Raw genomic sequence first — 24833 nt, 5'->3', positions numbered from 1 at the left:
GGGAGAGCGGCGCTCGTGGCTGTCGTAGTGGTGACCGATACGTCGTCGTGCCTGCCGGCCGAGTTGCGCGAAAAGTACGCGATACGTGAGGTTCCGCTGCACATCCTGCTCGACGGCGCTGACTTGCTTGACGGCGTGGACGAGATACCCGATGACATCTACAAGCTGCACGCCACCACCGCGGCGGCCACCCCGGCCGAGCTGGCCGACGCCTACCAGCAGGCGTTGGCCGACAGCGGCGGTGACGGCGTTGTGGCGGTACACATTTCGTCGGCGTTGTCGGGAACCTATCGCGCCGCCGAGCTGACCGCCGCCGGCCTCGGTCCGGGTGTGCGGGTTATCGATTCGAAGTCGGCAGCGATGGGTACCGGTTTCGTCACGCTGGCCGCCGCACGCGCGGCGGGCGCCGGTGGCGACCTGGACGCGGTTGCCGGCGCCGCGCGCGCGGCGGTGGGCCGCACGCATGCGTTCATGGTGGTGCACCGGTTGGACAACCTGCGTCGCAGTGGGCGCATCGGTGGGGCGAAGGCGTGGCTGGGCACCGCGCTGGCGCTCAAGCCGCTGTTGCACATCGATGACGGCAAACTCGTTCTGGCCCAACGGGTGCGCACCGTCCGCCACGCGACGGCGACGATGATCGATCGGGTGTGCGAGGTGGTCGGCGACGGTTCCGCTGCCCTCGCGGTGCACCATGTCGCCAACCCGCAGGGCGCGCAGGACGTGGCAACGGTGCTAACGCAGCGCCTTGCCGCGTGTGAGCCAGCGGTCGTTACGCCGATGGGGCCGGTGCTTGCGGTGCACGTCGGCCACGGCGCCGTCGCCGTCTGCCTGGAACTTCCCGAGCTCAAGCCGTAGCCACGCTCACCGGCTATCGTCGTGGGTCGTTGATTCAGGGTGCCCCACATCGCACCTGCTGACGTCCGCGGCGAGCTACCTGACAACCTGACATTTGTCACTCAGGGTGTAACCCGACTTGGCTTACGGTTCGCAGCTCGGCATCGCTGGAGCCCGCTGACCTGTGAGTTTGCTTCGGGACGCGTGGAAAATTGTGCGCCGGTCGCTCACGAGGACCGGGACGTGCAGATGGCGAATCGGGGCTACTGCGAACTGCGTTGGCGCGCACCATGACTCAAATTTGACGCGAGGTTCTGCTCCAGCTGTATTGCGCTCTCGTCACATCCGCAACTCTGGCCTGTGCCGGAGGCTATTGTCTCCCTGCCCACCTAAACGCGACAACTCGGTTTCTGCAGGTCAACGCCACCTCGAAACCCGCGCGGCCACTACCAACTTGGGCACATCACCGCAGGTCAGGCGGTTGTCGCTCAGAGCCGGGCGCATCGGGTGTCACCGGGCGCCGCGGCACATGTGACTGTTGTGACGGTGCGATGTGCCCGACGACCCGGCCAAGTCAGATCAGCCTGTTAAAGATTGTCGTCCCGGTAGCGTCGTTGTTCGCGATGTAGATCGGCCCGACTGAGAAGGGGTAATTCCCGGTATTGAACACATAGTATGCGTCTTGCCCCGGTACGGCGCTTGGCGGTGCCGACGGCACAACCAGTGGGCTATTGGCCGCAGTGACCGTCTGTGTGTAGAGGTGGACACCATTGATCGTGTAGACCGAGATGGTTGTTCCCTCGGGAAGGCGATTACCGATACTAAGGCCCGGCACCAACGATTGGGGGATGGCACCACCCACACCACCGGAATCGACGACTGCGCCGACGGTCTGCGGTAATTCGTTGTTGATCTGTACCTGCACGACGGTCAACGGAGCTCCATTGAGGTCGACAGTGGGCGGCAGCGAATTGGGGCCGAACTCCAGCAAACCGCGAGGCATGTTGAAAAGCACACCCTGATTCATGTTGGTCGGTAACGCTGCGTTCGTGGGGTCGGAGAAGGGGAAATTATTGTTGGGGCCCACGCCCAAATAGGCGGGTAACAACGAAAGATCGTTGATGGGCTGGGATGTGGTCCCCGCCGGCGTCTGCGTAACCAAGGATGCCGAGGTGGCGACGCCAACGGTGGTCGACCCGGTGACGATTCCGTTCCCGAAATTCACGGTCGTTTGATACGTCTGGTAATCAACGAAGAGGCGACTGGTGCTGCTCAGGCCGTAACTGACGGAACCCGTCGCGCCGGGCGTGCCGAGAGCGACCCCAGTGACGTAGTGCGGTGGAACAACAAGCCCAGAGGCGCCGGAGTCGACGATCACGGGCGAACTCGGTCCGCCGCCTACCGAGATGTTTAACAGCGGGTTGCCGAACTGATCTATATAGATAAGCGTCTGGTTCGGCGAAAGGAGCGTACTGATCCCGGCGGTCCCGGGTTGTCCCAACAGGCCCGCGCGACCGCCCACACCCCCCACGCCCCCGGGACCGCTCGCCCCGCCCGTACCGCCGTCGCCGATCAGCAGGCCCCCGCGCCCGCCGGCACCCCCGGGCATTCCGCCGTAAACGCTGTTGCCGCCGGTGCCGCCATCGCCGATCAGACCCGCGGGCCCGCCGGCACCCCCAGCCACTCCAAAGCGAGTGCTGGTCCCACCGGCACCGCCGTTGCCGTACAACCAGCCGCCGGCCCCGCCGGCCGTCCCCACACCTTGGGCGTTGGTGTACCCGTTGGCGCCGTCGCCGATCAGCGGGCGTCCGGTCAGCTCTACGAAGGGCTCATTGATCGGGCCGGCCGCGATCAACAGGAACTGCCTGATGTTGGCGGTCTCGGCGGCCACATAAGCATTCACGCTGGCCAAGACGTTGCGGGTGAATTGACCGTAGGACGCCGCGACGTGCCCGGCGGCCTTCTGGTATTGCTGACCGTACTCGGCAAACAGCGTGGCCAGCGCCGCGGAGACCTCATCAGCGGCGGCAGTCATCACCCCGGTCGTCGGAGCCGCGGCGGCGGCGGTCGCGGCGCCGATTGCTGAGCCGATGCCGGTCAGCTCCGTTGTCGCGGCCGCCGCCATTTCCGGCGCTACGTTCACGAACGACATGTCGTACCTCCCGCCAGGCCAACAATCGCGCGTTCGCGATCAGTTATTGGTATACGCAGCGGCTTGAAGTAACTATGAAGTTATCCTGAATCGCCCAGCCTGGACACCCCAACTTCCCGCGGGCTCGCTGCAAATTTGCCGAACCGTCGGCCTCACGCCCGCGCGACGTTGTCGCCACGCGGGTGGACAACTTGCGGCCACCAGAACCAGCGGCCCAGCAAAGTGGCGATCGACGGCATCAGCAGCGTGCGCACGATCAACGTGTCGAGCAGCAGACCGATACATACGGTGGACCCGAACTGGCCCAGCACGCGCAGCTCGCTGCCGAGCATGGACGCCATCGTGAAGGCGAAGACCAGACCCGCGGCCGTCACCACCCCGCCGGTGCCGGCCATCGACCGGATGATTCCCGTTTTGAGTCCCGCGTGGATCTCTTCTTTGAAGCGCGACACCAACAGCAGGTTGTAGTCGGATCCGACGGCCAACAGGATGATGACCGAGAGCGCCATGACGATCCAGTGGATCTTGATGCCGAACAGGTCCTGCCAGATCAACACCGACAGGCCGAACGACGCGGCAATCGAGCTGGCGGCCGTGCCGACGATCACCAACGCCGCGACCACGCTTCGGGTCAGCAGCAGCATGATCATGAAGATCAGCGTGAGCGCCGATACCACCGCGATCATCAGGTCGTACTTGGCGCCGTCGTGCATGTCTTTGAAGGTGGCGGCGGTACCCCCGAGATACACCTTGGCCTCGGAAAGGGAGGACATCTTCAGCCCCTCTTGGGCCGCGGTTCGCTCGGCGTCAACACGCGAGATTCCTTCGGGCGTCATGGGATCGCCTTGGTGGGTGATGAAGAAGCGGGCGGATTTTCCGTCCGGCGACAAGAACATGCGCAGGCCGGTCTGGAAATCCGGGTTGTCGAACGCTTCGGGCGGCAGGTAGAAGAGGTCGTCGTTCTTAGACGCGTCGAAGCTTTGCCCCATCACGATCGCCGTGTCGCTCATGGACTCCATCTGGTTGAGCATCGCCATGAAGGTGGCGTGCATCGTCAGCGTGAGGGCCTTGGTGGTCTGCATCGTTGCGATCATCGGCGGGATCAAGGTCAGCATCTCGTGCGTGGCCGCCGCCGTGCGCTGGATGTCTTTGGTGAGGATGTCGAACTGCCCCGCAAGTTGGTCGAAGCCGTCCAACGAATCGAACAGGGAGCGCAACGACCAGCAGATGGGAATGTCGAAGCAGTGCTTCTCCCAGTAGAAGTAACTGCGGATCGGCCGCCAGAAGTCGTCGAAATCGGCGATGTGGTCCCGCAATCGATTGGTGATGTCGGCCGTTTCCGCCGTGGTCTTGGCGCTGTCGTCGGCGGCACTCGAAAGTTCCTGCGTCACTTGGTACATACGCTGCATGGTCTCGATCATGAACTGCATCTGGTCGGCAATCTTCAGGATGTCGCTCATTCGATCCTTCAGAAAGGCCATGTTCTGCATGGTCGTTTGGCTTTGCATGCTGTTCTGGAACGGTATCGAGCTGTGCTGAATTGGAATGCCCAGCGGTCTCGTGATGTCCTGGATCATCGCAATGCCCACCACGCGAATGACGTTCTTGGCCACCTTGTCCAGTACCAGCATGTCGGCGGGGTTGCGCATGTCATGGTCGGCTTCGATCATCAGCATGTCCGGATTCATCCTGGCCTGCGAGAAGTGCCGATCCGCCGCCGCCTGCCCGACGTTGGACGGGGCCGAGGTCGGCAGGTAGTAGCGGTCGTTGTAACTGGTCACATAGCCGGGTAGAGCGATCATGCCGATAAGAACGACGGCGGCGCTTACCGCCAAAACCGGTGCGGGCCAACGCACTACCGCGGTACCCACCCGCCGCCAGAGCTTGCCGTTGGCCGCCCGCTTGCGTTCGAAGAGGCCGAACTTGCTGCCCACGAAAACAACCGCCGGGCCCAGCGTCAGCCCGGCCAGCACGACGACCAGCATTCCGATCGCCACCGGGGCACCCATCGTGTTAAACCAGGGCAGCCGCGCGAAGCTCAGGCAGTACGTCGCCCCGGCAATGGTCAGGCCGGATCCCAGCACAACTGGGGCCACGCCGCGAAACGTAGTGTAGTACGCGGTTTCTCGGTCCTCGCCGGCCTGGCGTGCCTCCTGATAACGGCCCACCAGAAAGATTCCGTAATCCGTTCCGGCGGCGATTGCCAGCATCGTGAGGATATTCGCAGCGAATGTGGTGAGCCCGAATACGTTGTTGTACCCAAGAACTGCCACGATTCCCCGCGACGAAGCCAGCGCGATGCCGGTCATGAACAGCTGCACCAGCGTGGTGACGATGGAGCGGTAGACCAGCAGCAACATCGCCGCGATGGCAGCTAGCGTGAACAGCGTGATCTTAGCCAGGCTGGCGTTTCCGATGAGGTGCATGTCATCGGAAAGGGCTGCGGGACCGGTGACGTAGGCGTTCACTCCGGGTGGTGCCTGGTTTCGGTCGATCACCTCGCGGACGGCTTCGACCGATTCGTTCGCCAGTGTGGTGCCTTGATTTCCGGCCAGGTTCAGCATGACGTAGGCGCCCTTGGCGTCTGCGCTTTGAGCGCCAGCCGCGGTGAGCCGATCCCCCCAGAAGTCCTGGATGTGCTGGATGTGCTTGGGATCCTGGCGCAGTTGGCGAATCAGGTTGTCGTAGTAGCGGTGTGCGTCGTCGCCGAGGGGCTGCTGGCCTTCCAGGACAATCATGACCGTGCTGTTGGAATCGAATTCGCGGAAGTTGTGCCCCAGCAGCATCATCGCCTTCATCGACGGTGCGTCAAGGGGTGTCATCGGCGCCGAGTGTTGCTCGCTGACGACTTCAAGGCGCGGGACAACGACGTTCACGACGACGGTGAGCACCACCCAGGCCAGGATGATCGGCACCGCGAACAAGCGGATGGCATGAGGGATGACGGGTCGGTGGGGGTGTCTGGGTTTCTCGGTGCGCGTGACGCTGATCGGGCTGGTGTCGGCAGTGCTCAGGTCGCTCTTGCTGTTGGTGTCGGTCATGCGGACTTCACCAGGCAGAAGGTCTGGGGGTTGACACCGTGGGCCGTTTTCTCTTCTCGCACCACGCCGTCGACGGTGATGCGGCAACCGATCTGGTTGCCGTTGCCTTGCGCCATGATGTTGGCGCTCACCGAGGGCAGCGTGGTCGAAATGGTGAACGACCACGGCAGCTCAGCAGCGTTGACCTGGTGTGTGTTGGCGTCGGCGTCCCAAAAGTTGATTTCGGCGGTGGACCCCGGGGACCCGAAAATGTCGTAGACCACGACCTTCGGATTGAACTGCACGATCTCAATCCCAGCGCCGGCATTCGCGTTGAGGTCTTGTGAGCCGAAGACCTTGTGCAGTCGTGATACCACCAATCCCGACACGGACAGTACAACCACCAGGACCAGGGGTATCCATGCCCGTTTAGCGAAGCGAGTGACGGTGCCGGTAATGGGAGCCAAATTCACCTCACCGCCTTCCATGCCTTTCGGGCGCCGACGCTAGACGTGTAACACCCAATCGGAGAGCTTGCTTCCCGTGTCCACCCACGGAATCTTTGCTCGGCTAAGTATCGTAAACTTTAGTGCACGGCGGCGTTCCTCGGACCCCTTGGTGTGCTGAACGACTCAGTTCTAGCGGGCCACCCGGCCGGTTATCGGCGGCAGATCGGCGAGCGTGACGATCCCCGGTTTTGCGGCCACGACTGCCGGGACCGCATTTGTGACCGGCATTGCGGTGTAGATCATGCCCAGGCCCATGAACCCGGGTTCGTTCCAATCCTTCGGTGGCAGGCAATGCAGGACCGTGCGCATGTTGGGCAGCCCGAAAACCTGTATGACATGGCCGTGTTCCAGCGGTTTCGGCGGGACCACGTGATTGCCCATGACCCAGTTGAATCCGACGCTGACGACGTTGCGGTCGCCGGCCCAGCCTCGGTGGTAGCCGTAGACGCCTCCGACGGTTCCGGCCGGGATCGTCATGAAGCCAAGATCGCTGTCGGCGGTGGCGGCGGTGAAGGTGACGTCGAACGACATTCTGTCAAGCCTTGCCCCGATCGCGTCGGCCATCATCGCGGCCGACTCGGCGAAGACCTCGCTTTCTCTCCGCACACTCTCGGCCAGCCCGGGGGTGTCGGGATCTTGGGAGAAGCCCATCGCCGTCTGGGTTTCCGCCGATTCGTATGTTGAGCAGTCGACCGACTCGGTGATGCGGATCTCGTCGACGCGCTCGCAGGAAGCGCTTAACACCATGCCGACCATGTTCGTCATCCCGGGATGCGCGCCGCTGCCGAAGATGCTCGACCGGCCGCGCTCGCAGGCGGCGACGATGCGTTCGCGATCCTGTGGCGTTTGCTTGCCGCCGGTGATCCAGGCTGCGCTGGTGCAGACGTTGACCCCTGATTCCAGCAGGCGCACCAACTCGTCGATGTTGGGCCACAACGGGTTATAGCAACATGCGTCGGCTTCCAGTGCGAGCAGGGCATCGATGTCATTGGTGGCCTGCACCCCTGTTGGTTCCGGCCAGCCGGCCAGGTTTGCAGCGTCGACACCGACCTTGTCCGGTCCGTGGGCGTACACGCCGACCAACTCCATGTCGGGCCTGTCGATGATGGCGTGCAGCGATCGCCGTCCGATGTTTCCGGTGGTCCACTGGATCACCTTGAGTGGGCGGTCCGCGCCGGTTGTGCTCATCGGGCCATTATCGCGACAATATTCGGATGCGCAGCGGCGCGGGGTGTGCCAAAGTCGGACTCCGTGACCGTGATTGTGAGTAGTCCGACCGAGGACGACTGGCCGGGGATGCACTTCCTGGGCGCCGCAAGCTTCACCGACTTTGTCGGCCCCGAGGCCGCCAACGCGTTGCGTGCGCTGGTGCCCGACGACGGGGCCGTGGTGGTCCGGGATGGCCGCGATGTCGTCGGCATGGCGCTGTATCTGGACCTGCGGCTGACGGTTCCCGGCGGGGCCGTGCTGCGGACTGCCGGTCTCAGCTTCGTCGCGGTTGCACCGACCCACCGTCGGCGCGGGTTGCTGCGCGCGATGTGCACCGAATTACACCGTCGCATAGCCGATTCCGGTTATCCGATGGCGGCGCTGCATGCCAGCGAGGGCGGCATCTACGGCCGATTCGGCTATGGGCCCGCCACGATCCTGCAGGAGCTGACGATCGATCGGCGACGCGCCGGCTTCCATGCCGATGCCCCGGCTGCGGGGCCGGTCCGGTTGGTGCGGCCCGCCGAATATCGCGGTGAGTTGGAGGCGGTCTACGAGCGGTGGCGCAAGCAGGTGCCGGGCGGGCTGCTGCGTCCGAAGGTGCTGTGGGACGGAGTGCTGACCGACCGGCAGCCTGCGGAGCGCGAGTCCTTTGCGCTAGTGCATCCCGACGGCTACGCGCTGTATCGGGCGGACAGCACCGATCTCAAGCTGGCGCGTGTCGACGAGTTCAGGGCCGTCACAGCCGACGCGCACGGTGCGCTGTGGCGCGCGCTGCTTGGGCTCGATTCCATGGAGCGAGTCAGCATCCCCACCCGCCCGGACGACCCGTTGCCGTTTCTGCTTACCGATACGCGACTGGCCCGTACGACCTGGCGCCAGGACGGCCTCTGGTTGCGCATCATGGATGTGCCGGCGGCGCTTGAGGCGCGTAGCTATGCCGGGGAACTAGCCGTGGTGCTGGAAGTATCCGATGCCGGCCGATTCGCGCTGGAGATCCATGACGGCTACGCGCGTTGCACCCCGACCGATGCGCCGGCCGAGATCGAGACGGGTCTGGATGTGCTAGGCAGTCTGTATCTGGGCGTGCACCGGGCGTCGACATTTGCCGCGGCAAACCGATTGCGCGCCAAGGATTCCCAGCTGGTGCGTCACCTCGATGCGGCGTTGGTCACCGCTGTTCCAGCTGAGACCGCCTTCGAGTTCTAAGGGGTCTCGGGCACGCATCGCGGGGGCCTGTCCCAACGTCAAACGGGCTCGTCGTCGTCGCGATCGTAGAGGAATCGTTCCGGGTGATGATAGGGATTGGTCCTTGGTTGTCCGTGGTCGAGGTGTGGCGGCGGTATCCATTCGGTGTCGCCGTTGGCGTTCTTGCGGGTGGTCCAGCCGTTTTCGGCGAGTCTGTTGTCGATGCCGCAGGCCAGGGTGAGGTCGTCGATGTCAGTGCGGTGGGTCGCCTGCCATCCCGTGACGTGGTGGACTTGGCTGTGGTAGGCCGGTGCATCACAGCCGGGCTTGCTGCATCCACGATCGCGGTCGTAGAGCATGATTCGTTGCGCAGCGGAGGCCAGCCTCTTGGTGTGATACAGCGCCAGTGGCTTGCCGTTACGGAACAGGGCCAGGAATGGTGAGCGTGGCTGGCCATGCGAATCAGATTCGACATGGGCTGCTGGGACCCGCCACCGGTGAAGCCCTTGCCCGCGGCGGCTTGCAGGTCCTGCAGTGTGGCGGTGGCGATGATCGACACCGGTAGGCCGTTGTGCTGGCCTAGGTTGCCCGAGGCCAGCAGGGCGCGCAGTGCGGCCAGCAGGGCGTCGTGGTTGAGTTGGGGTTGGCTGCGGGTGTCACGGCGCACCGCCTCTTGCGACGGCTGCTCATCGACCACCGGCGTCTCGTCCTCGGGGTTGCACGCGCCGGGGGCGGCCAGTTTGGCCAGGACCGGTTCGAAGGTGGCGCGCGCTTCGGGGGTGAGGTAGCCGCTGATACGTGACATGCCGTCGCATTCCTGCTTGCCGATGGTGATGCCGCGCTTGCGGGCGCGTTGTTCGTCGCTGTATTCGCCGTCGTGGTTGAGCCAGTCCATGATGCGTTGGGCGTATTTGGCTAATTCGTCGGGGCGATACTCGCCGGCCTTGTGGGCCAGGTCGGCTTCGGCGGCTTGGCGGGTGGGTAGGTCCACCTCGACGGGCAGGTGGGCGAAAAAGCTACGTATCTCGCGCACGTGCCCGTCGCCGATGAGCCCGTCGCGTTGGGCGGCCGCGGTCGCGGTCAATACGGGTGCCAGCGGTTCACCGGTCAGCGCGCGGCGTTGTCCGAGGTCGGCGGCTTCGTTGATGCGCCGGCTGGCCTCGGCCTTGGTGATACGCAGCCGGTCGGCCAGCGCCGAGCCCAGTGTGGCGCCCAGTTCCTCTTCGGTGGCTTGCGCGTCGAGCTGGTTGATCAACGTGTGCTGTGGTGCGTGCAGTCGGCGTGCCACGCGTTCCAGGCGCTCGAGGGCCCGCAAGCGTTCGGGGGTGGTGAACACGTCAAAAGATAACTCGCACAAGCGGTCTAGCTCGGTGTCGAGCGCGTTGAAGACCTCGACGATCTCTTCGCGACTGCTCGAAGCCATGCCTGAAATTTTACGAAGGACCACCGACAAGAATCGCCGCGGTGTGACCACTGAAACTCAAGTGACACAAGGGATTAAAGAGACCGAACTTGCTCGATGCGGCGGTTTAGATGTTGCGTCGGTCAGTCGCTGATATCGAATCCGGAGACGACCTTGGTGGGGTGGACCCGCACCACCACTTCGCCAGGGACCGCGTTGCGGCGGCCGAACTCGTCGGCGCGGTCAGTGCCCATGTAACGTCCGCCGGCTCGGGTCGCGATGTCGAGCACGATGTTAGGGTCTTCGATCACGGTCGCAACGCCCTGCACTTGCACGAAGGAGTATGGCGGGTGGGGGTCGTCCACGCAGATCACCACTCGCGGATCACGGTTTACCGCACGGCCTTTCGGTGATTTGCCGGGGGTGGTGAATACCAGTTCGCCGTTGTCGACGAGGAACCACACCGGGACCACGAGTGGCCGGCCGTCGGAGGCGACGAAGCCGAACATCCCGGTGCGGGTGCCTTCGGAAAGGAACGCGATGACTCTGTCTGACAGTTCGGCCATTAGCTACAGCCTGGCCAAATCGTAGTCAGCGATGTGATCGATGAGAACCTGTAGCTGATCGTGCGCGGACCCCAGAGTGTGCTCGATCGCGGTGAGCCGGGCCGCGTAGTGGCCGACCGGATACTCCGCGGTCATGCCGATGCCGCCGTGCAGCTGGATCGCCTCCTGCCCGATATGCCGGCCCGATCGGCCTATCTGCAGCTTGGCGCGTGCGGCAATCACCGGGTCGAAATTGCCGTCGGCGATCGACATCGCGGCGTAGAGGTTCATGCTGCGCGCCAACTCCAGCGACACGTACATGTCGGCGGCACGCTGGGTGAGCGCCTGGAACTTGTTCAGCGTGACGCCGAACTGCTTGCGCGTCTTGAGATAATCGGTGGTCAGGCGAAGCGCTTCCTCCATGGCGCCGACCGCCTCTGAACACAACGCGGACTGCATCCGGATGATGGCGTTACGAATGGCAGTCGACGCGTCGACCGCGTCGCCGAGCGGTTCGGCGGGTGTTTGGTCCAGGTCGATCTGGGCGCCGCGCTGGCCGTCGAAGGTGCGGTAGGCGGTACGGGTGACCGCTTGGCCATCGGCCAGGAACAAACCGGTGCCGCCGGCGGGCAATGCGGCGCTGACCACCAGCGTGTCGGCGCAGTCACCAGCCAGCACCGGGTTCTTCTTCCCGCTCAGGGTCCACGAATCACCTTGCTGGACAGCGTGCGTCGTGGTGTCACCGGTCGGCTTGCGATTGCCCGGTTCCAGGTGGGCGAAGGCCAGCAGTCGTTGGCCAGCCGCCACATCGTCGAGTAGTCGCCGCTGCGTTTCGGTGCCCAACTCGGCGATGAGGCTCCCTGGTGCCAGTGCGGCGTGCACGACGGGTTCGGGCGCCAACCGACGGCCGATCTCGGTGAGCACGACCATGATCTCGATCTGGCCTGCTTCGTCCGCGTCGAACCCGAGTCCAAGAATCCCGATGTCGGCCAGCTGACTCCACACTTCGCGGCTCCAACCGAGTTCGGTGTCGATCACCTTGTTGCGGCTCTCCGCATCATAGGTTCGGGACAGCACGTCGCGGGTGGTGTCGCGAAGCAGTGTCTGTTCGTCGCTCATCTGAAAGTCCATGACTGCCTCACAATCCGAGAATGGTCGACGCAATGATGTTGCGCTGCACCTCGTTGCTGCCGCCGTAGATCGAGGTCTTGCGGTAGTTGAGGTAGTGCGGCGCGCTGGTTTGCGCCCATTGTGGTGACGCGATTTGGTCGGCGGCGACCGGCAGCGCATCGGGTCCGGCCACCTCCACCAGCAGCTCCGTGGCGACTTGTTGTAGTTGGCTGCCGCGCAGTTTGAGCACCGACGACGCCGGGTTGGGCTTCCCATCGGCGGAGCTCGAAGTTACCCGCGCTTGGGTGAGTTCCAGTGCGAGGAGCTCGTTTTCGGCCTCGGCCAGCCGCGCGGCGAACAGCGGATCGTTGAGCAGTCCGGTTTGTGCGGCGTGCTGTTTCACCTCGGCAAGCCGCACCTTGGTTCGGCCTACCCCGGCGATGCCGGTGCGTTCGTTGCCGAGCAGGAACTTCGCGTACGTCCAGCCCTGATTCTCCTGTCCGACAAGCTGATCGGCGGGTACTCGGACGTCGGAGAAGAACACCTCGTTGACTTCACGCCCGCCGTCGATGGTCTTGATCGGCCGCAGCGTGATGCCCGGCGTCGCCATGTCGATGAGTAGGAACGAGATGCCGGCCTGGCGTTTGGGCGCCTGTGGGTCGGTGCGGACCAGGCAGAAGATCCAGTCGGCGTGCTGGCCCAGCGTCGTCCATGTCTTCTGCCCGTTGACGACGTAGCTGTCGCCGTCGCGGACCGCGGTCGTGCGCAGCGAAGCGAGATCGGAGCCGGCTTCGGGCTCAGAGAACCCCTGACACCACCAGATGTCGATGCTGGCCGTCGGCGGCAGGAACCGCTGCTTGATCTCCTGTGACCCGAATTCGGCGATCACCGGGCCGACCATCTTGGCGTTGAAGTTCAGCGGCTCCGGGACACACGCCAGTTGCATCTCGTCGGCCCACATCTGGTGCTGGATGGGCGTCCAGTCCTTGCCGCCCCACTCGACGGGCCAGTTCGGTACTGCGAGCCCATGCTCGTGCAGGATTTTATGGCTGGTGACGATCTGGTCCTTGGAGAGCGATTCGCCCTGACGCACCTGCTCGCGGATCTCAGCGGGGATCTGCGTGGTGTAAAAGGCGCGCAGCTCGTCGCGGAAGGCGGCTTCGTCGGGTGTGAGCGCCAGCTTCATCGGCAGCCTCCTCTGTCCGGTGCGATTGTGGGGGCCTGCGGCAGACGCTCGGCGTCCGGCCCTGGTCGTTCGCGACGGTTCCATCTTGACCCATCCCGCGGAGCGCTTGTCCACAGCCTCGGGTTAGTCCACAGGCAGCAGTTGTGGCGGTGTTGGTTGAGGATGTGTTGGCGCTCGTCGCACCTACGGTCGGGGAATGCGAACAGAACCTCCCGCGCAGCGACTGCGCCGACGGCTCGATGCGGACGCGCACGCCGAACCCGATGCGGCCGAATCCGCCGACGACGACCCACAGGACGATCCGAACTCCCTGCTGCCACGCTGGCTTCCGGACACCGCTGGTGGTCAGGGCTGGCTGGCCAAGGTGCGCGCCGATCCCCGCCGTGCCGGTGCCATCGCGCTGGCGGTGATCGCCGCCCTCGCGGTGCTGGTTACCGTGTTCACCTTGGTGCGTGACCGGCCGGCGCCGGTCATGTCGGCTAAACTTCCTCCGGTAGAACGGGTTTCGTCGACGGGGCCGAAGCCGTCGACGAGTGCCGGTGCCGGCGCGGATCGGCCCGTGGTCGTCAGCGTGGTCGGATTGGTTCACAAGCCCGGCCTGGTCACCTTGCCACCCGGCGCGCGGATCGCCGATGCGTTACAGGCCGCCGGTGGCGCCGTCGACGGCGCGGACACCATCGGACTGAACATGGCCCGCCCGCTCGGTGACGGCGAGCAGATCGTGGTCGGGCTCGCCCCGATGTCGGGGCAGCCGACGGCACTCGGCAGCTCGGTCACCACCGGCAGCGTCTCGGGGCCAGCGACCACGTCAGGCCGCGCGAAGACGCCCGCGAAACCGGCCGACGCGCTCGACCTCAACACCGCCACCGTGGAGCAACTGGACGCCTTGCCCGGCGTCGGACCGGTTACCGCCGCCGCGATCGTGGCGTGGCGACAAGCCAACGGCAAGTTCACCAGCGTCGACCAGCTCGCCGACGTCGACGGCATTGGTCCGGCGCGGCTCGACAAGCTTCGTGCCCTGGTCCGTGTCTGACACAGGTGCGCCACGCTGTTGGCAGCCAAGGAGCGCAGCTGGATGTGCGCCTGGTCCCGGCGGCGCTGACCAGTTGGCTTGTCACCGCCGCCGGAACCGTGTGGCCGATCGGCGGCGCGTTGGCCGTGTGCTGCGCCGGCCTGGGCACCGCTTCCGGCGTGCTGTGGTGGTGTGCGGCGCGCTGGCCGCGGCGAGCTGGATTGATGTCCGCGATCAGCGGCGGCCTGGTGGCGATAAGTGTGGTGGGCGCGGGGTACGGGCTTGCGATCGCATTGCGCGCCGACGCGGTCGGTCGCCACCCCGTTGCCGCCGCGTTCGGAACCACGGCCCCGGTGACGGTTACCCCCAGCGAAAGCGCGCTGTCGTTGGGTCGCGGCCGGTTGATGTTCCGCGCGACCATGCAACGTCTGTACGACGACGAGATATCAGGTCGCGTAGTGGTTTTCGCGCGAGCTTCGGAATTTGGCGAGCTGATGGTTGGCCAGCCGGTGCGGTTCACGGCGAGCATTACCCGCCCGACCCGCCATGACCTGACAGTCGCGGTGCTCAACGCGATAGGCCGGCCGACCCAGGGTCAAGCCGGGCCGGTGCAGCGGGCCGCTCACGCCGTGCGCAGCCGGTTCGCCACGGCCGTTCGTCAGGTGTTGCCCTCCGATCAGGCCGCGATGCTGCCGGCCCTGGTTCTCGGTGATACCGCCACGGTTACGGGCCAGACCAGCGCAGAGTTCCGGGCCGCGGGGATGACGCACCTGACGGCGGTTTCCGGGGCAAACGTCACGATCGTGTGCGCGGCGGTGCTGTTCTCGGCACGCTTGATTGGGCCGCGCGCGGCCGTGAGCCTCGCGGCTGTCGCGCTGGTGGCTTTCGTCGTCGTGGTGCAGCCGACGCCAAGTGTGTTGCGGGCCGCGTTGATGGGCGCTATCGCGCTGGCCGCATTGCTGACTTCGCGTCGGCGGCAAGCGATTCCGGCGCTGGCGGCAACGGTGTTGGTAGTGATGGCCACCGCGCCGCAGTTTGCCGTTGATATGGGATTCGCGTTGTCCGTGGTGGCGACGGCCGCGCTGGTCGTCATCGCTCCGGTGTGGTCGCGCCGCCTGGTCGGGCGCGGCTGCCCGAAGCCGCTGGCGGATGCGTTCGCTGTCGCGGGAGCGGCGCAGCTGGTGACCGCTCCGCTGATCGCCGCCATCTCCGGTCGGTTCAGCCTGGTGGCTGTGGTGGCCAATCTCGCGGTGGCGGCCGCAATCCCGCCGATCACCGTGTTGGGCAGCGCTGCCGCGGTGCTGGTCGTCCCATGGCCGGCGGCAGCGCAGGTGCTGATCCGTTTCACCAGCCCCGAAGTCTGGTGGGTGTTACGTATTGCGGAGTGGGCCGCCGGTGTGCCCGGGGCAACCGTGCCGGTCCCCGCGGGTGTGCCCGGGTTCCTAGTGGTCGGCGGCGTCACGGTGGTCGTCGTTGCGATGTGGCGTTGGCGATGGTTTCGAACGGCGTTCGCCTCCGCGGTGTTCGTTGCCGTCGGTTGCCTGCTGGCCTGGTCCGTCTCGGGCGCCGTCGGACCGTCATGACACCATCGGTGGGGTGAGCGACGATTCGCCTTTGCACCTGGTGCTGGGGGAGGAAGAACTGCTGGTCGAGCGGGCCGTGGGGGAGGTGCTGCGGTCGGCCCGGCAGCGGGCAGGCACTAACGACATACCGGTGAGCCGGATGCGGGCGGGTGACGTCAGTACCTATGAGCTCGCCGAGCTGCTGAGCCCGTCACTGTTCGCCGAGGAGCGGATCGTCGTGCTGGAAGCCGCCGGCGACGCGGGCAAGGAGGCTGCGGCGTTGATCGCTTCGGCCGCCGCCGATATCCCGGCCAGCACGGTGCTGGTGGTGGTGCACTCGGGCGGCGGGCGGGCCAAGGCTCTGGCCGGCGAGTTGCGGTCGCTGGGTGCGCAGGTGCATGCGTGTGCGCGGATCACCAAAGCCAGCGAACGCGCCGATTTCGTCCGCGGCGAGTTTCGCTCGTCGCGCATCAAGGTCGATGAGGAGACCGTGACCGCCGTGCTCGACGCCGTTGGCTCCGACATTCGCGAACTGGCCGCGGCCTGTTCCCAGCTGGTGGCCGACACCGGCGGGGCTGTCGATGCCGCCGCGGTCCGGCGCTACCACAGCGGCAAGGCCGAGGTGAAGGGCTTCGACATCGCCGACAAGGCAGTGGCCGGCGATGTGGCAGGAGCCGCCGAGGCGTTGCGGTGGGCGATGCTGCGCGGCGAGCCGCTTGTGGTGTTAGCCGATGCGCTGGCCGAAGCCGTGCACACCATAGGACGGGTGGGGCCGCTATCGGGCGACCCGTATCGGCTGGCCGCCCAGCTAGGGATGCCGCCCTGGCGAGTGCAGAAGGCTCAAAAACAGGCCCGGCGTTGGTCGCGCGACACGGTGGCGATCGCGATGAAACTGGTGGCTGAGCTCAACGCCAACGTAAAGGGTGCCGTCGCGGACGCGGACTATGCGCTGGAATCGGCGGTCAGGAAGGTGGCCGAGCTGGTGGCCAACCGGAACTGAGGCGTCAGCCGAGCTTGTTGAGGGCCCGCGCCAGGGCCGACTTCTTGTTGGCCGCCTGATTCTTGTGGATCACGCCCTTGCTGGCCGCCTTGTCCAGCTTGCGGCTTGTCGATGCCAACAGTTCCGCGGCCTTTTCCTTATCGCCGGTGTGGGCAGCCTCACGGAACGCGCGGACGGCGGTGCGCAGTGAGGACTTCACCGACTTGTTGCGCAGTCGGGCGCGCTCGTTGGTGCGGTTGCGCTTCTGCTGCGACTTGATGTTGGCCACGCGAGTGCTTCCCTTGTTTGTTGAAGTTGATTTCGGCTGACAGCGACTGCCCAGGTTATCAGTCGGTTACGTTTTCGCCCAAAAGCGGAGCCTCTGGCCTGGCGTAATGTCGATTTGAGGCAGCATGTCACAGGTGAGCCTCTCAAACCCGCTCGAAGCGACCAGGCGGCGGTCACCTGCCCGTTCGGAACGCATCTTCGACGGCTACAACAAGTCGGACGGCTACTCGATGGCCTTCGACGAGATGTTCGATGCGCAGGGTAATGTCCGCGGCCCGTACAAGGGCATCTACGCCGAGCTGGCGCCCTCGGACGCCTCGGAACTCAAGGCTCGGGCCGACGCGCTGGGCCGTGCGTTCATCGACCAGGGGATCACGTTTTCGCTCTCTGGTAAGGAACGGCCGTTCCCGCTGGACCTGGTGCCGCGGGTGATCTCGGCCGCCGAGTGGACCAGGCTGGAGCGCGGCATCATTCAGCGTGTCAAGGCCCTCGAGATGTATCTCGACGACATCTACGGTGACCAGGAGATTCTGCGCGACGGAGCCATCCCGCACCGGTTGGTGACCTCCTGCGAGCATTTTCACCGCCAGGCGGTGGGCATCGTCCCGCCCAATGGTGTGCGCATCCATGTGGCCGGCATCGACGTGATCCGCGATGACCGCGGCGATTTCCGGGTTCTCGAGGACAACCTGCGTTCGCCCTCGGGGGTGTCGTACGTCATGGAGAACCGGCGCACCATGGCACGGGTCTTCCCGAACCTGTTCGCCACTCATCGGGTGCGCGCGGTCGACGATTACGCGTCACATCTGCTGCGGGCACTGCGCAACTCGGCGGCCACCAATGAGGCCGATCCCACAGTGGTGGTGCTGACCCCGGGTGTCTACAACTCGGCCTATTTCGAGCATTCGCTGCTGGCCAGACAGATGGGTGTCGAGCTGGTCGAAGGCCGCGACCTGTTTTGCCGGGACAACCAGGTGTACATGCGCACCACCGAGGGGGAGCGTCAGGTCGACGTCATCTACCGGCGCATTGACGACGCCTTCCTCGACCCGCTGCAATTCCGGGCCGACTCGGTGCTTGGAGTGGCCGGTCTGGTCAACGCCGCCCGCGCCGGCAACGTCGTCATCTCGAGTTCGATCGGTAACGGTGTCGGCGACGACAAGCTTGTCTACACCTACGTGCCGACCATGATCGAGTACTACCTGCGCGAAAAGCCGCTACTGGCCAACGTGGAGACGTTGCGGTGCTGGCTGGACGACGAGCGTGCCGAAGTGCTGGACCGGATCCGCGAACTGGTCCTTAAGCCGGTCGAGGGGTCCGGAGGATATGGCATCGTGTTCGGCCCGGAAGCCTCCGAGAAAGAGCTGGCCGCCGTCAGCAGGAAGATCCGCGACGATCCCCGAAGCTGGATCGCGCAGCCGATGATGGAACTCTCAACCGTGCCGACCCGGATCGAAGGCACACTGTCGCCCCGCTACGTCGACCTGAGGCCGTTCGCGGTCAACGACGGCAATGACGTGTGGGTGCTGCCCGGCGGCTTGACCCGGGTCGCTCTGGTGGAGGGATCCCGGGTGGTCAACTCCAGCCAGGGCGGCGGATCCAAGGACACCTGGGTGCTGGCGCCGCGTGCGTCGATGGGTGCCCACGAGCTGGGGGCCGCCGAGGTGGTTCGTTCGCTGCCGCGGAACATGTCCGAGCAGACGCTGGACAGTTCGCGGCCGGCGCAGCAGCAGCCACAACAGATTCATCCACCACACGGCGAACAACCTCAGCAACAACAACAGCAAAAGGCGTTTCACTAATGCTGGCCCGCAATGCCGAAGCACTCTATTGGATCGGACGTTACGTCGAGCGCGCTGACGACACCGCGCGCATTCTCGACGTCGCTGTGCACCAGTTGCTTGAGGATTCCAGCGTCGATCCCGACCAGGCCTCCCGGCTGTTGCTCCGGGTGCTCGGAATCGCGCCCCCGGATCACCGGCTCGACGTTTGGTCCTTGACCGACCTGGTGGCGTTCAACCCCAATACCGAGGGTGGTTGTTCGATCGTCGACGCGATCTCGGCGGCGCGGGAGAACGCAAGGTCGGCGCGCGAAGTCACGTCCAGTGAGACCTGGGAGTGCATCAACACCACCTATCACGCCCTTCCCGAGCGCGAGCGGGCCGCCAAACGCCTTGGGCCGCATGAATTTCTGTCGTTCGTCGAGGGCCGTGCGGCGATGTTCGCCGGCCTGGCCGACTCGACGCTCTCCCGTGACGACGGATACCGGTTCATGGTGCTGGGCCGTGCGATCGAGCGGGTCGACATGACGGTACGGCTGTTGTTGTCCCGAGTGGGGGACAGCGCGTCGTCTCCGGCGTGGGTGACGCTGCTGCGCTCGGCCGGTGCGCACGACACCTATCTGCGGACCTACCGCGGCGTCCTCGATGCGGCCCGGGTGGTCGAATTCATGATGCTGGACCGGCTTTTCCCGCGCTCGGTGTACTACTCACTGCGGCTGGCCGAGCACAACCTCGACGAACTGATGCACAATCCGCACAGCCGCATCGGGGCCACCACCGAGGCGCAGCGCTTGCTGGGACAAGCTCGCAGCGAACTGGAATTCGTGCAACCCGGCGTGTTGCTGGAGTCGTTGGAAAACCGATTGGCGGGCTTGCAGAGAACTTGTAGAGATGTCGGAGATGCGTTGGCGCTGCAGTATTTTCACGCGGCGCCGTGGGTGGCGTGGTCGGACGCCGGCCAACCCGGCCAACTGGTCAGCGGGCAGGGAGAACCCTGATGTGGCGGATGCGGGTGGTGCACACCACTGGATATGCCTACCAGTCGCCGGTCACCGCTTCGTACAACGAGGCCCGGCTGACCCCGCGTTCCAACACTCGGCAAAACGTCATCCTCAATCGTGTCGAAACCATCCCTGCCACCCGCTCCTACCGTTACATCGACTATTGGGGTACCGCGGTGACGGCGTTTGACCTGCACGCGCCGCACACCGAACTGACGGTGACGTCCTCGTCGGTCGTCGAGACCGAGCGACCCGAGCCGCCGGCAGCGAAGGCTACCTGGGCTGACCTGGAATCGCCGGCCGTGATCGACCGGTTCGATGAGGTGCTGCGCCCAACCCCGCATACCCCGGCGAGCAAACGCGTTGCCGCCGTGGGCAAGCGGATCATGAAATACCACGAACCCGCCGACGCCGTCGTGGCCGCAGCCCGGTGGGCGCGCAGCGAAATGGATTACCTTCCGGGCACCACCGGCGTGCACTCGTCTGGGCTGGATGCGCTGGACCAAGGCAAGGGCGTCTGCCAGGATTTCGCACATCTGTCACTGATTGTGTTGCGCAGCATGGGAATTCCCGGGCGCTACGTGTCAGGGTATCTGCACCCCAAGAGCGACGCTGCGATCGGCAAAACCGTGGAGGGGCGCAGCCACGCGTGGATTCAGGCGTGGACCGGAGGCTGGTGGAACTACGACCCCACCAATGAAACCGAGATCACCGAGCAATACATCAGCGTGGGCGTTGGCCGCGACTACACCGACGTGTCCCCACTGAAAGGCATCTACTCCGGGCTTGGGGTGACCGATCTGGACGTGGACGTGGAGATCACCCGGCTCGCGTAGCGATCGCCAGTCGGAAAGGCTCGCTTGGTGGAAGAGCAACCCCCGGGCTCCGCCGAGTCCGCCGGGACCGTTCGGACTGCCGCCGAACCCCGCACGGACAACCGCGGCGAACTGGTTAGGGGCCACCGTGATTGCCCGGGCGGCCGAACAGCGTTCCGCCGGACCCGCCGGCGCCACCGGTGCCGGAGGTAGCGCCGGTGCCGCCGTCGCCGCCGTCGCCGCCGTCGCCGACCAGCTGGCTGTTGCCCCCGTCGCCGCCCGCGCCGCCGGCGCCAGCCATGCTTGTGTTGCCACCGCGTCCGCCGCCGCCGCCGTTACCGAGCCACGATCCGGAGTGTCCGCCCGCTCCACCGGTACCTCCCGCACCGGTGCCGAGGCCGTCGCCGCCGGCGCCGCCATGGCCGCCACTGCCGATGGTGTACGTGTTGCCGCCGTAGCCGCCCGGGCCACCGTGATCGCTCAAGACCGTGCCCACACCGCCAGCGCCGCCGGCGCCGCCGTTGCCAACCAGGAGCCCGCCCAGGCCGCCGTAACCGCCAGGGCCGCTGCCGACCCCGCCGATCCCGCCGGCGCCACCATTGCCGAAGAACCCGGCGGGGCCGCCGCTATTGCCGGGACCCCCGGAGTCGGGGGTGTTGAGACCACTGCCACCGTTGCCGCCGTTGCCGCCGCCGCCCACTATCCCGCCTGGGCCACCGTAGCCGCCGCCACCACCGCGGCCGGGGTCATTGACAAGGGGTAGGGCATTACCGCCGTCGCCGCCTGAACCGCCAAATCCGGAGATAAGCCCGGCCTTCCCGCCGTCACCGCCGGGCCCGGCTGAAGAATACGCGGTGCCGCCGTCACCGCCGGCGCCGCCGTTGCCGTTCAGGAGGCCGCCGTTGCCGCCGACGCCGCCACGGCCGCTGGTACCACCGGCGTTTGTGTTGTCTCCGCCGAGGCCTCCGGGCCCACCGTTGCCGAGCAGGCCGACATTGCCGCCGGCGCCACCGGGACCCCCCAAGCCGCCGGCGCTGCCGCCGAGCCCGCCCTGCCCACCGGGTCCACCCGCTCCGATCAGCCAGCTGTTGCCGCCGACTCCGCCCGCGCCGCCCGCGAAAGACCCGGTGCCGCCGTTGCCGCCGACACCGCCGGCGCCGCCGCCCCCGAACAACCAGCCGCCCTGGCCACCGGCGCCGCCAGTGCCGCCGTTGCCTGAGGCGCTGTTGGCTCCCTTACCGCCGGCGCCGCCGTTGCCGAACAGCCCGGCGGACCCGCCGTTGCCGCCGGCCACTCCGGGGTTGGTGCTGTCGCCGCCCTTACCGCCGTTGCCCCACAGGATGCCGCCGTCTCCACCGGGCTGGCCGACTCCGCCGACGGTTTCGCCGTTGGCCCCGTCGCCGATGAGCGGTCGGCCCAGCAGTGCTTGTGCCGGCGCATTGATAGCGGCGAGGCTCTGCTGCGCGGTGGCCTCGGCGCTGGCGTACGCCGCAGCGCCGCTGGCCAGGTTCTGCACGATCTGGTCGTGAACGGCGGCCATTTGGGCGCCGATGTTCTGGTAGTTCTGCGCGTAGGAGCCCAAAAGCGCCGCGACCATGGTGGATACCTGGTCGGCGGCGACCGCCTGCATGCCGGTCGTCTGAGCGGCCGCGATGGCATTAGCCTCGGTGATCGCCGAATTGATTCGCGCTAAGTTGGCCACCTGGGCCAGAATTGCGTCTGGCCCCACGAAGACGTACGACACGTGGCGCTCCCAGATTGACGACCAACTAACTGATCGTATGGCGACCCCGACGGCGGGGTCCGCGTTTCCGGCAAACAATTTCCTCGCAGCCCGGCAACATGCAGGCTATGAGCGATGCAGGCACGCGCGTCCTGGTGCTGCCGTTGGTGATCTGCCTTGGGCTGCTGTTCGGTGGGCTTGCCGTCGGCGTCGCCCTGGGCGGGGTGATGCCGCTGCCCTATGGGCCGGCGACCGCGGTTGCGGCTTACGTGCGCGCCGAACCGGTCGCGGTGCAGGTGATCGCCGGCTGCGTGTTCGCCTCATCGATACCGTTCGCGATTTACGCGGCGGTGGTTGCCGCTCGGTTGCGGCAGCTCGGCGTGACGCCGCCGGTTGCCACGCTTGCGCTGGTCGGTGGCACGCTGGCGGCGGGCGCGTTGGGTCTGACCGGGTTGCTCGGGTGGACGTTGTCGCGACCGGAGGTCAGTACGGACGTCGTGCTGGTGCGGGCGATTTACGTCTTGGTGTTTCTGGTCGGTGGCCCGGGACACCTCGTGGCCCTGGGTCTGCAGGTTGCCGGTATCGCCTGGGGAAGTCTCATGCGGGGGCTGCTTTCGAGACGGTTGGCTCGGATCGGGCTGACGATCGCGGTGCTGGCCGAACTGACAACGGTCGTGTTGGCCTGGCCGGAACTGGGCGTGATCCTCCCAGTCGCCCGGGTGTCGGCGCTGGCCTGGCTGGTACTGACGGGCGTGCTGTTGCCGCGCGCGCACCTCGACTCGGTGTAGCTCGTCGCCGAGTTCGATCTGGCCGCCGAACGCGGTGGCGGCCAATGCCCGCCACTTCTCCTCTTGCCCGGCACGAGAGCCAGCACGTAGTGCGTCGGGACCACGGCCGGTCGTGGTGCCGATCCTACGGGCTGCCGTTCTTGCCCCGCCGGCCGAACAGCCATCCGGAGGTCCCGCCGGGAGCGCCAGCGCCGCCGTCGACACCGTTGCCGCCATCGCCGCCGTCGCCGATGAACTGGGCGTTCCCGCCGCTTCCGCCGGACCCGCCCTTGCCCGCGGTGGCCGCAGAGCCGCCGTGTCCGCCGCCGCCGCCATTGCCGAGCAGTGCGCCGCCGTGCCCGCCGACCGCGCCGTCACCGCCGCTGCCGGCGAGAATGCCTGCGCCTCCGGCGCCGCCATGGCCGCCGCTGCCGATCAGGTAGGTGGCGCCGCCGTTGCCGCCTGCGCCGCCCTGAAGGCTGCCGAAAGCGCCGGCGCCGCCTGCTCCTCCGGCGCCGCCGTCGCCGATCAGGAGCCCGCCCAAGCCCCCGTTACCGCCGGAGCCGCTGCCCGCCCCGCCGGTCCCACCGGCGCCACCCCAGCCAAAGAACCCGGCGGGGCCACCGTAGCCGCCGCCGCCGCCCACGTTGGGCCCATTGACGCCGCTGCCGCCGTTGCCGCCGTTCCCGCCGGCGCCGAATATGCCTCCCGGGCCGCCGGAGCCGCCGAACCCACCGTGGCCGAAGTCGAGGCCCTTGGCCACGGAAGTAGCGCCGTCGCCGCCGGCACCACCTAATCCGGACAGCGTCCCCGATTTCCCGCCCGCACCGCCGCTTCCGGCCGAGAAGTACCCGGTACCGCCGTCGCCTCCGGCGCCGCCGTTGCCGTTCAAGAATCCGCCGTTGCCGCCATTGCCACCTGTCCCACCGACTCCCCCGGCCGCGGCGCTGGCTGCGCCGTGACCACCTGCTCCACCGGGGCCGAGCAGCCCAACACTGCCGCCGTTCCCGCCGGCTCCGCCGCGCTGACCGGAGCCGGCGAGTCCGCCATCTCCACCGGCCCCACCGATGCCGATGAGGGGGGCAGTGCCGCCGGCGCCGCCGGTGCCGCCAGCAGCGCTGAAGTCGGTCCCACCAGCCCCGCCGGTTCCGCCGGCACCGCCGCTCCCGAACAACCAGCCGCCCTGGCCGCCAGCGCCGCCGTTGCCGCCATGGCCCGTCGGGTTCGGCGCGCCCCTGCCGCCGGCGCCGCCGTTGCCGAACAGCCCGGCGGACCCGCCGTTGCCACCGGCCACTCCGGGGTTGGTGCTGTCGCCGCCCCTACCGCCGTTGCCCCACAGAATGCCGCCGTCCTCGCCGGCTTGCCCGACTCCACCGAAGGTTCCGCCGTCGGCGCCGTCGCCGATAAGCGGTCGGCCCAGCAGTTGTTGTGCGGGCGCATTGATCGCCCCGAGCAGGCTCTGCTGGATGTTGGCCTCAGCGCTGGCATAAGCGCCAGCACTGTTGGTCAGCGTCTGCACGATCTGCTCGTGGAACGCCGCCATCTGGGTGCTGATGGTCTGATAGTTCTGTGCGTGCGACCCAAAAAGCGCCGCGACGGCGGTGGACACCTGATCAGCGGCGGCCGCCTGCACACCGACGGTCTGCGTCGCGGCGAACGCGTTGGCCTGCGTGATTGCCGACCCGATTCCGGCCAGGTCCGCGGCGTGCGCAAGGATGACCTCCGGCCCGGCAAATACATACGACAACTA

At 66.5% G+C, this 24833-nt stretch carries 19 protein-coding genes and 2 pseudogenes; 9 read left to right on the top strand and 12 right to left on the bottom strand.

Going from position 1 to position 24833, the window contains the following annotated elements; genetic code table 11:
* The first annotated feature begins 15 nt into the window (after window positions 1–15).
* Complete coding sequence (locus AADZ78_RS18065; RefSeq protein ID WP_085250729.1) at window positions 16–855, top strand: DegV family protein; 840 nt, start codon at window positions 16–18, stop codon at window positions 853–855.
* A 553-nt stretch (window positions 856–1408) separates the two neighbouring features.
* Here the strand turns inward: AADZ78_RS18065 and AADZ78_RS18060 are convergent.
* From AADZ78_RS18060 to AADZ78_RS18045, 4 genes are all read right to left on the bottom strand, one after another.
* Window positions 1409–2986 carry a PecA family PE domain-processing aspartic protease gene (locus AADZ78_RS18060; protein WP_204800662.1) on the bottom strand — a complete coding sequence of 526 codons (1578 nt, stop codon included), beginning with the start codon at window positions 2984–2986 and terminating at the stop codon, window positions 1409–1411.
* A 152-nt stretch (window positions 2987–3138) separates the two neighbouring features.
* Window positions 3139–6027 (bottom strand): RND family transporter, encoded by a 2889-nt coding sequence (locus AADZ78_RS18055; protein WP_085252916.1) that lies wholly within the window; start codon window positions 6025–6027, stop codon window positions 3139–3141.
* Entirely contained in the window at window positions 6024–6494 is a 471-nt protein-coding gene (locus AADZ78_RS18050; protein ID WP_085252915.1) for an MmpS family transport accessory protein, read from the bottom strand. Before AADZ78_RS18050 ends, AADZ78_RS18055 begins: the two co-directional genes overlap by 4 nt.
* A gap of 150 nt (window positions 6495–6644) precedes the next feature.
* The gene (locus tag AADZ78_RS18045) at window positions 6645–7703 is read right to left on the bottom strand and encodes a dihydrodipicolinate reductase (protein WP_085252914.1); all 1059 of its coding nucleotides are present in this window, start codon (window positions 7701–7703) and stop codon (window positions 6645–6647) included.
* Between the two features lie 63 nt (window positions 7704–7766).
* On the opposite strand from AADZ78_RS18045, the gene AADZ78_RS18040 reads away from it, so the two are divergent.
* Window positions 7767–8933 carry a GNAT family N-acetyltransferase gene (locus AADZ78_RS18040; RefSeq protein ID WP_169726405.1) on the top strand — a complete coding sequence of 389 codons (1167 nt, stop codon included), beginning with the start codon at window positions 7767–7769 and terminating at the stop codon, window positions 8931–8933.
* Window positions 8934–8971: 38 nt separating this feature from the next.
* On the opposite strand, the pseudogene AADZ78_RS18035 reads toward AADZ78_RS18040, so the two are convergent.
* From AADZ78_RS18035 to AADZ78_RS18020, 4 genes and pseudogenes are all read right to left on the bottom strand, one after another.
* A pseudogene (locus tag AADZ78_RS18035) lies at window positions 8972–10335 on the bottom strand (HNH endonuclease signature motif containing protein).
* Between the two features lie 122 nt (window positions 10336–10457).
* A complete protein-coding gene (locus tag AADZ78_RS18030; RefSeq protein WP_085252912.1) occupies window positions 10458–10880 on the bottom strand; it encodes a PPOX class F420-dependent oxidoreductase in 423 nt (140 codons plus the stop codon).
* A gap of 3 nt (window positions 10881–10883) precedes the next feature.
* On the bottom strand, window positions 10884–11990 hold the full coding sequence (locus AADZ78_RS18025; protein WP_085252911.1) for an acyl-CoA dehydrogenase family protein: 1107 nt from the start codon (window positions 11988–11990) through the stop codon (window positions 10884–10886).
* Window positions 11991–11997: 7 nt separating this feature from the next.
* Window positions 11998–13155 carry an acyl-CoA dehydrogenase family protein gene (locus tag AADZ78_RS18020; RefSeq protein ID WP_085252910.1) on the bottom strand — a complete coding sequence of 386 codons (1158 nt, stop codon included), beginning with the start codon at window positions 13153–13155 and terminating at the stop codon, window positions 11998–12000.
* Window positions 13156–13351: 196 nt separating this feature from the next.
* Here AADZ78_RS18020 and AADZ78_RS18015 point away from each other — a divergent pair, with 196 nt between their 5' ends.
* From AADZ78_RS18015 to holA, 3 genes are read left to right on the top strand one after another with little or no spacing between them, the layout of a single operon-like run.
* On the top strand, window positions 13352–14188 hold the full coding sequence (locus AADZ78_RS18015; RefSeq protein WP_085252909.1) for a ComEA family DNA-binding protein: 837 nt from the start codon (window positions 13352–13354) through the stop codon (window positions 14186–14188).
* 5 nt (window positions 14189–14193) lie between these two features.
* Window positions 14194–15750, top strand: a complete 1557-nt coding sequence (locus AADZ78_RS18010; protein WP_139829026.1) for a ComEC/Rec2 family competence protein — start codon at window positions 14194–14196, stop codon at window positions 15748–15750.
* 31 nt (window positions 15751–15781) lie between these two features.
* A complete protein-coding gene (gene holA, locus AADZ78_RS18005; RefSeq protein WP_139829029.1) occupies window positions 15782–16729 on the top strand; it encodes a DNA polymerase III subunit delta in 948 nt (315 codons plus the stop codon).
* Window positions 16730–16733: 4 nt separating this feature from the next.
* Here the strand turns inward: holA and rpsT are convergent, their stop codons facing one another.
* A complete protein-coding gene (gene rpsT / locus AADZ78_RS18000) occupies window positions 16734–16997 on the bottom strand; it encodes a 30S ribosomal protein S20 (RefSeq protein ID WP_085252907.1) in 264 nt (87 codons plus the stop codon).
* A 124-nt stretch (window positions 16998–17121) separates the two neighbouring features.
* On the opposite strand from rpsT, the gene AADZ78_RS17995 reads away from it, so the two are divergent.
* The 3 genes from AADZ78_RS17995 to AADZ78_RS17985 are packed head-to-tail and all read left to right on the top strand — an operon-like array spanning window position 17122 to window position 20614.
* A complete protein-coding gene (locus AADZ78_RS17995; RefSeq protein WP_085252906.1) occupies window positions 17122–18798 on the top strand; it encodes a circularly permuted type 2 ATP-grasp protein in 1677 nt (558 codons plus the stop codon).
* A complete protein-coding gene (locus AADZ78_RS17990) occupies window positions 18798–19775 on the top strand; it encodes an alpha-E domain-containing protein (protein ID WP_085252905.1) in 978 nt (325 codons plus the stop codon). Before AADZ78_RS17995 ends, AADZ78_RS17990 begins: the two co-directional genes overlap by 1 nt.
* Window positions 19775–20614 (top strand): transglutaminase family protein, encoded by an 840-nt coding sequence (locus AADZ78_RS17985; RefSeq protein ID WP_085252904.1) that lies wholly within the window; start codon window positions 19775–19777, stop codon window positions 20612–20614. The genes AADZ78_RS17990 and AADZ78_RS17985 overlap by 1 nt, the downstream gene beginning before the upstream one ends.
* Window positions 20615–20729: 115 nt before the next feature.
* On the opposite strand, the gene AADZ78_RS17980 is transcribed toward AADZ78_RS17985, so the two are convergent.
* Window positions 20730–22337 (bottom strand): PE family protein, encoded by a 1608-nt coding sequence (locus tag AADZ78_RS17980; RefSeq protein WP_085252903.1) that lies wholly within the window; start codon window positions 22335–22337, stop codon window positions 20730–20732.
* A gap of 107 nt (window positions 22338–22444) precedes the next feature.
* Here AADZ78_RS17980 and AADZ78_RS17975 point away from each other — a divergent pair, with 107 nt between their 5' ends.
* Complete coding sequence (locus AADZ78_RS17975) at window positions 22445–23104, top strand: hypothetical protein (RefSeq protein WP_239656703.1); 660 nt, start codon at window positions 22445–22447, stop codon at window positions 23102–23104.
* Here the strand turns inward: AADZ78_RS17975 and AADZ78_RS17970 are convergent.
* Both AADZ78_RS17970 and AADZ78_RS17965 read right to left on the bottom strand, forming a co-directional pair.
* Window positions 23081–23205: pseudogene (locus AADZ78_RS17970) on the bottom strand (ribonuclease Z); the annotation flags it as partial. The gene AADZ78_RS17975 and the pseudogene AADZ78_RS17970 sit on opposite strands and share 24 nt — an antisense overlap.
* A gap of 23 nt (window positions 23206–23228) precedes the next feature.
* A complete protein-coding gene (locus tag AADZ78_RS17965; protein WP_085252902.1) occupies window positions 23229–24830 on the bottom strand; it encodes a PE family protein in 1602 nt (533 codons plus the stop codon).
* Between the last annotated feature and the right edge of the window lie 3 nt (window positions 24831–24833).

Origin of the sequence: Mycobacterium riyadhense (assembly GCF_963853645.1) — a bacterium.
Taxonomy (GTDB): domain Bacteria; phylum Actinomycetota; class Actinomycetes; order Mycobacteriales; family Mycobacteriaceae; genus Mycobacterium; species Mycobacterium riyadhense.
This window is presented reverse-complemented; position numbering and strand designations above follow the sequence as displayed.

What these genes read in the sequence shown, in the direction of transcription:
- AADZ78_RS18015 (WP_085252909.1), top strand. Translation starts at nt 13,352, where the DNA reads ATGCGAACAGAACCTCCCGCGCAGCGACTGCGCCGACGGCTCGATGCG.
- AADZ78_RS17995 (WP_085252906.1), top strand. Translation starts at nt 17,122, where the DNA reads ATGTCACAGGTGAGCCTCTCAAACCCGCTCGAAGCGACCAGGCGGCGG.
- AADZ78_RS17975 (WP_239656703.1), top strand. Translation starts at nt 22,445, where the DNA reads ATGAGCGATGCAGGCACGCGCGTCCTGGTGCTGCCGTTGGTGATCTGC.
- AADZ78_RS18055 (WP_085252916.1), bottom strand. Translation starts at nt 6,027, where the DNA reads ATGACCGACACCAACAGCAAGAGCGACCTGAGCACTGCCGACACCAGC.
- AADZ78_RS18030 (WP_085252912.1), bottom strand. Translation starts at nt 10,880, where the DNA reads ATGGCCGAACTGTCAGACAGAGTCATCGCGTTCCTTTCCGAAGGCACC.
- AADZ78_RS18025 (WP_085252911.1), bottom strand. Translation starts at nt 11,990, where the DNA reads ATGGACTTTCAGATGAGCGACGAACAGACACTGCTTCGCGACACCACC.
- AADZ78_RS18060 (WP_204800662.1), bottom strand. Translation starts at nt 2,986, where the DNA reads ATGTCGTTCGTGAACGTAGCGCCGGAAATGGCGGCGGCCGCGACAACG.
- AADZ78_RS18020 (WP_085252910.1), bottom strand. Translation starts at nt 13,155, where the DNA reads ATGAAGCTGGCGCTCACACCCGACGAAGCCGCCTTCCGCGACGAGCTG.
- AADZ78_RS17990 (WP_085252905.1), top strand. Translation starts at nt 18,798, where the DNA reads ATGCTGGCCCGCAATGCCGAAGCACTCTATTGGATCGGACGTTACGTC.
- AADZ78_RS18045 (WP_085252914.1), bottom strand. Translation starts at nt 7,703, where the DNA reads ATGAGCACAACCGGCGCGGACCGCCCACTCAAGGTGATCCAGTGGACC.
- AADZ78_RS17985 (WP_085252904.1), top strand. Translation starts at nt 19,775, where the DNA reads ATGTGGCGGATGCGGGTGGTGCACACCACTGGATATGCCTACCAGTCG.
- AADZ78_RS18050 (WP_085252915.1), bottom strand. Translation starts at nt 6,494, where the DNA reads ATGGAAGGCGGTGAGGTGAATTTGGCTCCCATTACCGGCACCGTCACT.